The organism is Marinobacter sp. OP 3.4, assembly GCF_036224885.1.
Classification (GTDB): domain Bacteria; phylum Pseudomonadota; class Gammaproteobacteria; order Pseudomonadales; family Oleiphilaceae; genus Marinobacter.
Genome location: NZ_JAVVLT010000087.1, coordinates 1 through 12,505 on the forward strand (window position 1 = coordinate 1; position 12,505 = coordinate 12,505).

General features: G+C 58.4%; 13 protein-coding genes and 2 pseudogenes. 12 read left to right on the forward strand and 3 right to left on the reverse strand.

The features are described 5' to 3' along the window. From RO069_RS14310 to RO069_RS14320, 3 genes are all read left to right on the forward strand, one after another. Positions 1–339: AMP-binding enzyme (locus RO069_RS14310; protein ID WP_442915375.1), on the forward strand; the 339-nt coding region annotated here is incomplete at its 5' end. Next, complete coding sequence (locus RO069_RS14315) at positions 339–1,115, forward strand: enoyl-CoA hydratase/isomerase family protein (RefSeq protein ID WP_091849389.1); 777 nt, start codon at positions 339–341, stop codon at positions 1,113–1,115. The genes RO069_RS14310 and RO069_RS14315, both read left to right, overlap by 1 nt. Positions 1,116–1,120: 5 nt before the next feature. Continuing rightward, positions 1,121–2,281 (forward strand): acyl-CoA dehydrogenase family protein, encoded by a 1,161-nt coding sequence (locus RO069_RS14320; RefSeq protein ID WP_328188431.1) that lies wholly within the window; start codon positions 1,121–1,123, stop codon positions 2,279–2,281. Positions 2,282–2,447: 166 nt separating this feature from the next. Here RO069_RS14320 and RO069_RS14325 read toward each other — a convergent pair. After that, positions 2,448–2,906, reverse strand: a pseudogene (locus RO069_RS14325) (IS630 family transposase); the annotation flags it as partial. 60 nt (positions 2,907–2,966) lie between these two features. Next, a complete protein-coding gene (locus tag RO069_RS14330) occupies positions 2,967–3,434 on the reverse strand; it encodes a MaoC/PaaZ C-terminal domain-containing protein (protein ID WP_091854691.1) in 468 nt (155 codons plus the stop codon). A gap of 189 nt (positions 3,435–3,623) precedes the next feature. Here RO069_RS14330 and RO069_RS14335 point away from each other — a divergent pair, with 189 nt between their 5' ends. Further along, complete coding sequence (locus RO069_RS14335; RefSeq protein ID WP_218144835.1) at positions 3,624–4,232, forward strand: TetR/AcrR family transcriptional regulator; 609 nt, start codon at positions 3,624–3,626, stop codon at positions 4,230–4,232. A 40-nt stretch (positions 4,233–4,272) separates the two neighbouring features. Next, positions 4,273–4,593 (forward strand): annotated as a pseudogene (locus tag RO069_RS14340) (IS630 family transposase); the annotation flags it as partial. Positions 4,594–5,160: 567 nt separating this feature from the next. Here the strand turns inward: RO069_RS14340 and RO069_RS14345 are convergent. Next, positions 5,161–6,213, reverse strand: coding sequence for an IS481 family transposase (locus tag RO069_RS14345; RefSeq protein WP_091854687.1), 1,053 nt, complete (start codon positions 6,211–6,213; stop codon positions 5,161–5,163). Positions 6,214–6,387: 174 nt separating this feature from the next. Between RO069_RS14345 and RO069_RS14350 the strand changes: the two genes are divergently transcribed. The 7 genes from RO069_RS14350 (at position 6,388) to RO069_RS14380 (ending at position 12,492) form a co-directional block, all read left to right on the forward strand. Then, positions 6,388–6,645 (forward strand): hypothetical protein, encoded by a 258-nt coding sequence (locus RO069_RS14350; RefSeq protein ID WP_143066642.1) that lies wholly within the window; start codon positions 6,388–6,390, stop codon positions 6,643–6,645. Between the two features lie 177 nt (positions 6,646–6,822). Further along, positions 6,823–8,373 carry a long-chain-fatty-acid--CoA ligase gene (locus tag RO069_RS14355; RefSeq protein WP_091854683.1) on the forward strand — a complete coding sequence of 517 codons (1,551 nt, stop codon included), beginning with the start codon at positions 6,823–6,825 and terminating at the stop codon, positions 8,371–8,373. A 48-nt stretch (positions 8,374–8,421) separates the two neighbouring features. Continuing rightward, positions 8,422–9,624 (forward strand): lipid-transfer protein, encoded by a 1,203-nt coding sequence (locus RO069_RS14360; RefSeq protein WP_091854681.1) that lies wholly within the window; start codon positions 8,422–8,424, stop codon positions 9,622–9,624. Next, complete coding sequence (locus tag RO069_RS14365; protein ID WP_091854679.1) at positions 9,617–10,081, forward strand: MaoC family dehydratase N-terminal domain-containing protein; 465 nt, start codon at positions 9,617–9,619, stop codon at positions 10,079–10,081. Before RO069_RS14360 ends, RO069_RS14365 begins: the two co-directional genes overlap by 8 nt. After that, positions 10,078–10,497 carry a MaoC family dehydratase gene (locus RO069_RS14370; RefSeq protein WP_091854677.1) on the forward strand — a complete coding sequence of 140 codons (420 nt, stop codon included), beginning with the start codon at positions 10,078–10,080 and terminating at the stop codon, positions 10,495–10,497. Before RO069_RS14365 ends, RO069_RS14370 begins: the two co-directional genes overlap by 4 nt. 44 nt (positions 10,498–10,541) lie before the next feature. Continuing rightward, a complete protein-coding gene (locus RO069_RS14375; RefSeq protein ID WP_245742708.1) occupies positions 10,542–11,369 on the forward strand; it encodes an SDR family NAD(P)-dependent oxidoreductase in 828 nt (275 codons plus the stop codon). 307 nt (positions 11,370–11,676) lie between these two features. Next, positions 11,677–12,492 (forward strand): alpha/beta fold hydrolase, encoded by an 816-nt coding sequence (locus RO069_RS14380; RefSeq protein WP_218144834.1) that lies wholly within the window; start codon positions 11,677–11,679, stop codon positions 12,490–12,492. The last annotated feature ends 13 nt before the right edge of the window (positions 12,493–12,505 follow it).

Sequence of the window (12,505 nt, forward strand, 5' to 3'; positions counted from 1 at the left end):
AAGGTGGGTCAATTTTATTGGCCAAAGGTGGGTCAAAATAAATGGCCATTGACAATCGACATGGAAAATGCGCTGATCGCACACCCACGCATCCGCGATGCTGCAGTTGTTGGCATTGAACATCCCAAGTGGCAGGAGCGCCCTGTCGCCCTGTTGGTTACCGACGACGGCACCGAGTTGCCGCTGGACGAGATCCACGAAGTTCTAAAACCCAGTTTCGCCAAGTGGCAGCTGCCAGATACTGCCTTGTTTCTCGAAACGTTGCCCCGCACCAGCGTCGGCAAGCTCGACAAGAAGTCGATCCGCGCCACATATAAAGATATTTATAAGGACATCTGATGGCTATTTTAAATATCCGCCGCAACGAATCCATCGTTATCCTCGAACTCAATCGGCCAGAAGCCCGCAATGCACTTAACGAAGAAGTTTTAAGCGCACTGGGACAGGCGCTGGTGACTTTTCAGTACGACGACAGTGTGCGTGCCGTGGTGATCCACGGTGCCGCCGGGAACTTCTGCTCGGGGGCCGACATCACTGCCTTTGACCGTATTCGTGAAGATGCGCTGATCGGCCCACACAAAGCCCTTGGTGGTACGTTCTGGGATGACTTGGCAGGCTTTCCCAAGCCCGTTATCGCGGCTATAGAGGGACTGGCCTTGGGCGGGGGCTGTGAGCTTGCCCTTGCCTGTGACATCGTCATCGCAGCTGAAACCGCGAAATTTGGGGTGCCCGAGGTGAAACTCGGCGTCATCCCCGGCGGCGGCGCCACGCAGCGTTTGGTAAGTGCGGTAGGAAAAGCCAAGGCAATGACCATGCTGCTGACTGGCAATTTCATCAGTGCGGCTGACGCATGCGCCGACGGCATCGTCGCCCGCGTGGTCCCAGAGGGTGAGGCTCTTGACCAAGCTCTAACAATGGCTGGACATATTGCCGCCAATTCGCCGCTGGCCGTAGCGCTAGCAAAAGACGCGGCGTTGCAGGCCTTTGAGACATCACTCAGCCAAGGACTCAAGTATGAAAAGCAGAACTTTCATTTGGCAATCCACTCAGCCGACAGCCACGAGGGTCAGGCCGCCTTTCTGGCGAAGCGTGCACCTCACTACACAGGAAAATAAACACCATGAGCGAATTGTTTCCCGATTATAAGGCACCTTGGGAGGCCGAGGACCACACGTTGCTGCGCGACCAAGCGGCCAAGTTCTTCGCCCGCGAAGTCACGCCTAACCAGGAGCGATGGGCTGAGCAGCACCAGGTTGACCGTGAGTTATGGAACAAAAGCGGCGCTGCTGGTTTGTTGTGTACTAGCTTGCCCGATGAGTACGGTGGTGGTGGTGGCAACTTCGGCCACGAGGCCGTGGTCCAAGAGGAGCTGGCGTTGGCCCGAGACACTGCGTTCGGATTCAGCGTACACTCGACCATCGTCGCCCATTACGTAGCGGCTTATGCAACAGAGGCGCAGAAGCAACGCTGGATTCCGGCAATGGCGAATGGTGAGAAGGTGATTGGCATCGCTATGACCGAGCCCGGCACGGGATCGGATCTTCAGGCAGTGCGTACGACCGCGATCCGCGACGGTGATCACTACGTGATCAATGGGTCAAAGACGTTCATCTCGAACGCCACCCACGCTGACCTGATGATTGTGGTAGCCAAGACTGACAAGTTAGAAGGCGCCCGTGGTATTTCATTATTCGTGGTCGAGGTGGACAAGGTCGAGGGCTATGAGCGCGGACGGGTGCTGCAGAAGGTTGGGCAGCACGGCCAGGACACGCGCGAGCTTACCTTCATCGACATGCGCGTACCCGCGGAGAATTTGCTCGGTGGCGAAGAAGGCCAGGGCTTCTTCCAGCTGATGGAGCAGCTACCCCGTGAGCGCTTGATTATCGGGATTGCCGGTGTCGCGATGGCCGAAGCCGCAGTCTTGGAGGCGATCAAGTATGCCAAGGTACGGACGGCGTTTGGCAAGCCAATCCTGGATTTCCAGAATACGCGCTTCGTGCTTGCCGAGTGCAAGACCGAGGTGTTGGCCGCGAAAACCTTTATGGATCACTGCGTCCAGCGCTACATGGACGGTGAGCTCGACCCTGCCACCGCTTCAATGGCTAAGTTGCTCGGTACCGACAAGCAGGTCGCCATTATCGACCGCTGTCTGCAAGTGTTCGGCGGCTATGGCTATCTGATGGAGTACCCCATCGCGCAGATGTACGCCGCTGCGCGGGTGCAAAAAATCTACGGTGGCACCAACGAGATCATGAAGGAGCTGATCGGACGATCACTTTGACGGAACCTGTTATCATCCTATCGGTGCGATGCAGACCGGGACATTGATAGCAATGTCCCGTAATAAAGGTAGCCAATGAATGGAGATGGAGCATCCTCTGGGCCACCATTAACGCTGCGGGCAGCTGCCTAGTGTTCCGTGCTGTCAATGGCCATCTGTTTTGACCCACCGATGTCATAATGGATTCGGCGCTTTTGTGCCACCGAAATGACTTGGCCAGTTTCTCATTGTGAACCTTGATGTACTTCTTAATTGCAGACTTCAATTCGCTGACGCTGGTGAAAATACCCCGATAAAGCGCTCGGCGTTCCAGTTGGCCGAACCAACCCTCTACCGCATTCAGCTAAGGCGCGTGAAATGCAGCTTGAACCGATCGTGCTTGGCCAGCCAGGCTTTAACCTCCGGAGTTTTATGCGTAGAGCTGTTATCCAGAATCAAGTGAAGATCCAGAGCCTTAGGGGTTTCCCGGTCGATCTGTCGCAAGAAGTCCAAAAACTTCTTGGCGCGGTGAGGCTGGGTAATGCGGCCAATCACCTTGCCTGTCAAAATATTGAAGGCAGCGTACAGGCTGGTCGTGCCATGGCGCTTGTAATCGTGTGTGACGCTCAACTTGCCCAGGCCTGAGCTGTCAACGGGGCGAGCGAGCCCCTCCAAATCCCGGTCGATTGTTCAGGTGCGTGAGCGCTCATAAGCTGGGCATCCGCAGATATATCGACATCGTCAGAGCAAGTACCTGTCTGCGGCTCTGGTTAACTAACCCCCCCGTTAACACGACCTGTATGCGGCCTCGTTCAGATTGGCCCTGAACATCTTCGATGACAGTGAATCCCGTAAGAGTGTCGCCCGGACGTACCGGGTGGAGGAACTTCAAGTCACGGATACCAGCGCCGCCTATCACATCCCAGTGCCGAAAGAGACTACCGACGGTGAGTCGTTGGTATACCGCCAGGGTTTGTACACCACTGGCGATCAAGCCTCCGAAGTATCCTTTGTTCGCAGCGCGACGCTCGTCGAGGTGGAAGAACTGCGGATCCCACTGGCTTGCAAACGTTACGATTTCTTCTTTGCTGAGCGTGTAGCTACCTAGCTCGACCCGGTAGCCGGAGCGTAGGTCCTCTCTATCTGTGACAAAGGTTAGAGTAACCGATTTCATCATTATCACCTGTCGAACGCATCAATACTATACGATCGTATAGCAGAATATGCCAAAGGGACAACATCAACGTTTCTGGTAACCTTGCACGTCCCGATCGATCGTGGCTTCTCAGCGTACAACGCCAGCTTGATAGTCCGGTCATGTTCGAGGAACTACACAGACTCAGCTATGCACAGGAGTTAGATAGTGAAGAAAACGGTGGGGGTATCCCCTAAAGTGAATAGCGACTTGACTGCGAAGGCACGCATCCGCAATGCGGCATTCGCCCTGTATGCGAACTACGGAGAGGACGCGACCTCGATGCGCGCCATTGCCGAGGCGGCGGGTGTTACGGTTGGTTTGGTGGTGCACCACTTTAGAACCAAGGACGGACTGCGCGAGGCCATCGAGCAACATATTGTTGATTTATTCTTCGGTGCGATCGAGCAAGTCCCCCTCGAAGGAACCACGGCGGAGATTGCAGCTGCTCGTGACGAAGCAGTCGCGGACATGCTCTCTGATAACCCAGCGGTAGTCGGTTACCTCAGGCGGGCTTTGCTCGATCCCATGGGGCACCGCGGCCGTATTCTGGAGATGCTCACCGATCTCGCTGCCAAACAAGTGGCGACTTTGCGCAATGTCGGCGTTGCGTCCAAGGCACATCGTGACTCCAGTCAAGTAATCGGCGTCATGATTCGCCAGCTCGGGCAGCTCTTTCTTCAACCCATGGTCGATTCCATGTGGAATCAATTGGCCGGACCGAACGCGGCTGAAGATGACAAGCCGCTCCTGGTAGTAAAGGTGCAGGAGTCCTGATCCGAAGGGACGTCCTGATATAGATCTAGTCGCTCCTTAGCATCGATTTGCAACGTTTAAGATCTCACGTGATCCGAAGTTTGTCGAAAAGCTGGAGTACATCGTCGGCTTGTACATGAATCCACCTGAAAATGCGCTGGTATTGTCGTGTGACGAAAAGAGTCAGGTGCAAGCTTTGGACCGGACTCAGCCGGGTCTCCCACTGAAGAAGGGGCGGGCACAAACCATGATTCATGATTACAAGCGTCATGGCACAACCACTTTGTTTGCCGCACTCAATGTGCTGGATGGGACAGTGATCGGGCAATGTCAGCAAAGGCACCGCCACATCGAGTGGCTCAAGTTCCTGCGCCAAATTAGCGCCCATCCAGAAACTAATAATTAACTGATTCACAGGAAATATTTTTGAGCTGGCATCTGACCTTCTCCGGATGGAAAGGATCAGAGTACCGTTAAGTTATCCCCCGCCGGACGATTTTGATGGAGCTTCAGGCAGCCTGCCGGGGTGGCAGCTTTCGCGTGGAATGGGTGGCAACCTTAGTCTGGAATACGCACATTAACCTGAAACCTGACCGGCGATTACGTTTGGCGACAGAGCCGCAAGCTGGAAGGCGGGAAGTTTAGGCCGCTACGGCGACTCGGACAACCTCAGCGTACGATTTTTTCCGAATTCTGCGGGCTGCCCAATGTACGCATGAGTCAAATGCACAGACTGGGTGAATGGATGTCATACCGTGTTATATCGCTCAATGGCTTGTTATTGCAGGCTTTAAGCGCAGTTTTAGCCGATTGAAGTCACTGATTCAGGGGTCAGTCTTAAAAGCCGTGCTTACTTGATCGCAGCGAGAGACAGTGCCAATCGCCGGAGCTCGGGAAGTTTGTACAGTGACAGTAATCCCCTGACACATGCCCCCAGCGGGCACCCTATTTAAGCAGCTTTTTCAGCCGCCTGCTTGTGCTCCTTTTTCGGTCGTTTGGGGAGCCCTTTCTTGAACACCGTATAGGGCACCTGACCTTTCATATTGCGGCCTTGGTGAGGGCGCCTGGTGTTGTACTGCATCAGGTACTCATCAAGGTCCTGCTGCATCTCTTTAATGCTCTCATACCACTTGGTTCGTCCCTGGATGCGGAAGTGCTCGTCCAGTAGCGTGCGGTGCAGCCGTTCGATAAAGCCGTTGCTTTGTGGGCGGCGCACTTTGGTGGTCCGGTGTTCGATCTCCTCCAGTTGTAGGAACAGTTCGTAGGGATGCCGGTCCTTGCGGCCACAGAACTCCCGACCGTTGTCGCTGAGAATAGTGGTGATCCTCGCGTCGTGGTCCTCGAAGAACGGCAGGACGTTGTTGTTGAGCACGTGGACGGCGGTTACTGGTAGCTTATTGGTGTACAGGCGCCCCCAGGCATAGCGGCTGTAGCAGTCGATCACTGATTGCAGGTAGACCTTGCCAACACCCTTGAGCGTGCCGACGAAGAAGGTGTCCACAGCCACCAGTTCTCCGGTGTGATGGACCTCAATGTGCCGTTCCCGGAACTCGGGACTGAAGCGCTCCAGCAGGCGTATTTGGTCCTCATTCAGGTCGATCTTCTGCTCCCGGGTAGTCCGCTCCAGACGCAGTAGGCGGTCGTGTCGTGTGAGCAGATCGTGACGGCTCCATACACCACGGACGCCGCCAGAACTCACCTGAATGCCTTTCAGAGCCAGCTCCTGTGCAACCCGAACCGGACCGTGGGTCGGGTATTCCAGGCTGTGAGCCAGAATGGCTTCTTCAATTTCTTCGCTGACCCGGTTGGGGTGAGGCCCACGAGGTCCGGGTAGCTTGTCCATCAAGCCCTCGGCTCCGAAGGTTTGGTAGTTCCGGCGGATCTCGTAGAACTGTTGACGGGAGTACCCCATCACTTGGCAGGCTTTGCTGACATTCTGCATATCCTTGGCCAGTTCTAGGAGGCTGAGCTTCCGTCGTGCTACTTTCTCATTGGTGGTCATAGTCGTTTCCTCGTGAAGTTACAGTCGAGCGTCAGACACTCGTTCTATAACCCACCGGGGGCACTATGACCACCTTCGTTTCAGTGGCCGACTGTCAGGTAAATACCGTCACACCACAGGAAGTTGCTGGGTGAACCGGTGATGGTGACGGCCTCACCGGATCGGGGTGCGGTAATGAGTTACTCGCAGAAGCAATGGGAGCACCTGGTGCCCAGGCTGTGGCAGTTGCCCAAGAATAACGAGCTGGCCCGCCGCTTCATGCGGATCTATTTCGGATACGCCTACCGGCTCGAGGCCGGTGAGGCCGGCGGCTTCCAGCGAAGAGCTTCGCGGTTCAGGTGCGGCCTGCGCCGGCTGCCCGGACTCAATGACCTGCCCCCTCCGCCAGAATGCCCGCCGCAACAGCGCGCCAGGGCTGCCAGGCCAGCGTGACACCGTCGTGCTCAGCAATGCCAAAGCGCCCGCCTCATCTGCAAGGGCCGGGCGTGATGCTGGTCATCCGTACCGAGCTGGACGAGTCGCTAACCATCTTGCATTTTATGGCAGCCGTGGTTTAAATTGGTCGCACAACCAAATACGAACAATAATAAAAATTCACAGGGGAAAAGAATGTTTATCACGCAAACACTCCGCCGGGCGGTCCAGACCAACGCAAAGGGGACCGCCACCATTTGCGGCGAACGGAATCAGACCTGGGCGCAGCTACAGGAACGCGTCGCGCGGCTGGCAGGGGCACTGCAGGAACTGGGTGTCGGCCGCGGAGACCGCGTTGCGATCCTGGCGCTGAACAGTGATCGCTTTGTTGAATACATCTACGGTGTCGCCTGGGCCGGCGCTGCGTCCAACCCGGTGAATATCCGTCTCGCGCCTGCGGAAATTGCCTACACGCTGGAAGATTCCGGAAGCTCCGTACTTTTTGTGGACGATACGTTTGCTCAGGTGCTGCCCGCCCTGCGGCCACTGCTCACGACTGTCAGACACGTGATTTTTATTGGCGACGGCCCCTGTCCGGAGGGTTGTCTCGACTACGAAAAGCTGCTCGCGGAGAGCGCCCCCGTGCCGGATGCCGACGCCGGCGGCAGTGATCTTGCCGGCCTGTTTTACACCGGTGGCACGACTGGCAAGTCCAAGGGTGTCATGCTCTCGCACGACAATATCGTCTACAACGCCCTGAATGTCCTCCCGACTCTCGGTTATGACGAGAGAGCGGTGTACCTGCACGCGGCGCCAATGTTCCACCTTGCGGACATGGCCAGCACCTTTGCGCTCACGAAAGTGGGCGGCACCCACGTCACCGTACCCAGCTTCGATGTGGACGCAGTACTGCAGGCGATCGCCACGCACCGGGTAACTCACTCGATGCTGGTGCCGACGATGGTCAATATGCTGATCAGCTCCGACCGTATTCATGATTACGATCTCTCCAGTCTGGAGCGATTTATGTATGGGGCCTCACCCATGTCCGAAGCGGTGCTGAAGAAGGCCATGGCCATGCTTCCCCACGTGGAGTTCAGCCAGGGCTACGGACAGACCGAAGCGGCGCCTCTCATCACGTTTCTGGACCCACGCTTCCATGTTGAGGGCGGAACCAAGCTCACCAGCGCCGGGCGCCCGGCCTACGGCGTCGAAGTGATGATCATGGACCCTGAAGACCGGGAGCTGCCCCGTGGCGAGGTCGGCGAGATCTGCGCCCGTGGCATGAACGTCATGCAGGGCTATTGGGGGCTCAGGGAAGAGACCGAGCAGGCCCTGCGTAATGGCTGGCTGCATACCGGTGATCTTGGCTACATGGACGAGGACGGTTTTGTCTATATCGTCGATCGCGCCAAGGACATGATCATCACCGGCGGGGAGAACGTGTTCAGCATCGAGGTCGAAGACGCGATCTACCAACACCCCGGAGTTCAGGAGTGTGCGGTTTTCGGTGTGCCCAGCGAGCAATGGGGCGAGGCGGTGCACACCGTGGTCGTGCCCAGGCCGGGTGTGTCGCTGACCGCTGAAGATATCATCGAGCATTGCCGGTCACGCATTGCCGGCTACAAGCTGCCCCGCAGTGTGTCTTTCCAGAGCGAACCACTGCCCATAAGCGGTGCCGGAAAGATTCTCAAGACCGAGCTGCGCAAGCCCTATTGGGAAGGCAGTCAGCGTCAGGTGGGCTAACGCGACTATCTGATCATCAGTTTTCAACTACCGTATGGAGAACAATCAATGAAAAATCCCGCCGTTGTTGCAGGCGTGGGTATGGTGCCCTTTGCCAAGCCTGGCGCTTCCGCGCCCTATTATGACATGGGCGCGGAAGCCGCGCGCCGCGCACTGGCCGACGCCGGCCTGGACTACGACAAGGTACAGCAGGCCTACGTGGGGTATGTGTACGGTGACTCCACCTGTGGCCAGCGTGCACTTTACCCGGTCGGAATGACCGGCATCCCCGTGGTCAATGTCAACAACAACTGCTCCACCGGCTCGACCGCCCTCTTTCTGGCACGCCAGGCGGTGGCCTCCGGCGCTGCGGACTGCGTAATCGCGCTGGGCTTCGAGCAGATGAAGCCCGGCGCGCTGGGCAGCTATTTCGACGACCGGCCCACGCCCTTCGAAGCATTTGATCAGGTATGTAACGAACTGGTGGGTCATCCGGACACTCCGATGGCGATCCGCTACTTCGGTGGCGCTGGCATGGCCCACATGGAGAAATACGGCACCCGTGCCGAGACGTTCGCAAAGATCCGCGCCAAGGCCAGCCGGCATGCCGTGAACAATCCCGTCGCCCTGTTCCGTAAGGAAGTGACGGTGGAGGATGTCATGGCATCTCCCGTACTTATCGGGCCCATGACGCGCCTTATGGCCTGTCCGCCCACCTGCGGCGCTGCTGCTGCGATTGTCTGCTCGGAGGCTTTTGCCAGGCAGCATGGTCTGGACGCGCGCGTGACCATCATTGCGCAGGCAATGACTACCGACACGCCGAGCACTTTCGAGGCGCGTAATATGATGCAGCTGGTTGGCAGCGACATGGCACGCGCCGCAGCCGACCAGGTTTACGAAGCCGCCGGCATTGGCCCCGGGGATGTGGATGTGGTGGAGTTGCATGACTGCTTTGCCACCAACGAACTGTTGACCTACGAAGCGCTTGGGCTTGCTCCGGAAGGGGGCGGCGAGAAAATGGTCGAGGACGGTGACAACACCTATGGCGGGCGTGTGGTTACCAACCCCTCCGGTGGCCTGCTGTCCAAGGGTCACCCGCTGGGTGCCACCGGTCTGGCGCAGTGCACCGAGCTGGTTCAGCAGTTGCGTGGCCAGGCTGAGGCGCGCCAGGTCGACGGTGCCCGTGTAGCCCTGCAGCACAATCTGGGCCTGGGCGGTGCCTGCGTGGTCACCATGTACCAGGCATCCTGGACTGGAGAGCGACATGATTGATACCCGACACATCGGCCTGCAACTGCCAGTCGTCACCTTCGAGGTCGAAAAGGGGCGCCTGCGTTTTTTTGCCGAGGCCATCGGCGAGACTCGCCCCGAGTATCTCGACGAGGAGGCCGCCAGGGCCGCAGGCTATCGCAGCCTGCCTGCACCTTCCACTTTTCTGATGGGCGCTGATTTCGACGCGGGCACGACCACAACGCTGCTTGAAACCCTTGGTGTGCCGATCGAACGCATCCTGCACGGCGAGCAGAGCTTTACCTACCACGCGCCGGTATGCGCCGGCGACGTTGTCAGCGTCGAGGCCAGGATCAGCGACATTTACAGCAAGAAAGGCGGTGCGCTGGAGTTCATCGTCAAGGATTCACTGATCAGGGATGCCCAGGGCAAGACCGTCGTCGAGGCTCGCGGCATCCTCGTGGTGCGCAACCCACAGGAACAGGAGAAGTCGGCATGAAGATCCCTCATCGTGACGAAGTCAGTGTTGGCCAGGAACTGCCACCGCTGAAGCTCCCGCCCATCACGCGCACCACGCTGGCGTTGTTTGCCGGAGCCTCGGGCGATCACAACCCGGTCCATATCGACATCGACTTCGCCAGGGCGGCCGGCATGCCGGACGTGTTCGCCCACGGCATGCTGTCGATGGCATATCTGGGCCGTTTTCTGACCCAGTGGGCCCCGCAGACACATCTGCGCCACTTTTCGGTGCGGTTTGCCGCCATCACCCCGGTCGGTGCCAGGCTGACCTGCACCGGCAAGATCGCCGAACTCACCGAGCACGGCAATGAAACGCTGGCCCGGCTGGAGATTGGCGTGATTGATGACAAGGGGGAGGTCAAGCTGGCCGGCGAGGCTCTCGTGGCACTGGCCTGAACCACCCCCTTCAGATTCCAATACAATAAAATCAAGGATTCAGCATCATGAAGTTGCAAGGAAAAGTAGCCATTGTCAGTGGCTCGGGACGCGGTATTGGTCGCGAAATCGCCCTCAAGCTCGCCTCTGAGGGTGCGAGCGTCGTCGTCAACGACCTCGATGCCGGTCCGGCGGAAGAAACCGTCGCGGCGATCACGGCAGCGGGCGGCAAGGCCGTAGCCTGCGCCGGCAGCGTGACGGAGGCCGGCTTTGCCGAGCGGTTCGTCAATACGGCAATTGAGCAGCTGGGCGGCCTCGACATCATTGTCAACAACGCAGGCTACACCTGGGACAATGTCATCCACAAGATGACTGACGAGCAGTGGCACGCCATTATGGACGTGCATGTGACCGCGCCGTTCCAGATCCTTCGTGCCGCTGCCGAGTATTTCCGTGTGCAGACCAAGAAGGAAGCAGGCGAAGGACGCGAAGTGTTCCGCAAGGTCGTCAACATCTCCTCGCTCGCCGGCACCGGCGGCAACGCCGGCCAGGCCAACTACTCGGCCGGCAAGGCGGCAGTCATCGGCCTGACCAAGGCGATGGCCAAGGAATGGGGGCGCTATAAGATCAACGTCAACTGCGTGGCCTTTGGCCTGATCAAGACACGGCTCACCGAGGCGACGGCCGGTTCGGACGAAAGCATTGACATCGAAGGTCGCAAGATCAAGGTCGGGGTCAACCCGGACCTGCTCAGGAATATGGAAGCCATGGTGCCTCTGGGTCGCGGCGGTACACCGGCTGAAGCAGCCGGAGCCGTGTACCTGTTCTGTACACCTGAGTCCAACTACGTTAGTGGTCAGACACTGATCTGCGGAGGCGGCTTATCGATGTAAGCGGCATGGAAAACATGAAGCGGAATCCGGATCTGTCATTCCGGATGAGCCAAGAGTTCGTGGTGTTTCGCGCCTGCGACTGAACATTCATTGCCACCGGATTCACGCCCTGCAAAAAAGAGTGGTGCCTGCGGGAGTTGGTGGACCACTCACTGTGGACCCAGGCCGGCATCGCCGGCCTGGTTTTTGCTGATTTTCTGAAGAGATCTTATGGACTATAGGCTACCGAATACCTCCCCGCTGCGCCCGCTGGAGTTCACCGGTGTCGGAGGCTTGCGTTTAGCGGCGGAGGCCGCCGGCGAGAGTGATGCTCCACCTGTCCTGTTACTGCATGGTGGCGGTCAGACACACCATGCCTGGGCCCAGCACTGCATTGCGGCTCGCTGAGGCCGGCTATCTGGCCATTGCCCTGGATGCCCGGGGTCACGGGGACAGTCAATGGGCAGCGGACGGCGATTACAGCGGCGATGCGCTGGTTGCCGATCTGACTTGCGTGTGCGCCTCGCTCCATTCGCCGCCGGCGCTGGTCGGAGCCTCAATGGGCGGCCTGACCTCCTTGCTGGCCATCGGCGAGGGCCCGCCTGATTTCGCGCGTGCCCTGGTGCTGGTCGACATCGCCACACGGCTTGAGCCGGAAGGGGTGGCACGGGTGCTCGATTTTATGAGCGCCCATACCCACGGCTTCGCAAGCCTCGAGGAGACTGCGGATGCCGTGGCTGCCTACAACCCGCACCGCAAGGTGCGTGGGACAGCCGGTTTGCGCAAGAACCTGCGGCAGCGGGACGACGGGCGCTGGTACTGGCATTGGGATCCGCGCTTTCTTGATCATGCTACGCGTTCTTCCGCCGGCGAGTCGCTGGTACAGCAGGAACGTCGCGAGCAGGCCGCGCAGGGCGTTCACATTCCGACCCTGCTGGTTCGCGGCGGATCAAGCGACGTGGTCAGTGCAGAAGGCGCGCGGGAGCTGCAGAAACTGATCCCGCACGCCGAGCTGTTCGATGTGCAGGATGCAGGCCACATGGTTGCCGGCGACCGCAACGATGTGTTCAGTAATGCCGTTATTGATTTTTTGCGCCGTAAGCTGCCCGCAGTAAGCGAAAGGGCCACGCTACTCACTCTGTAAAAAAGGAGTTTCC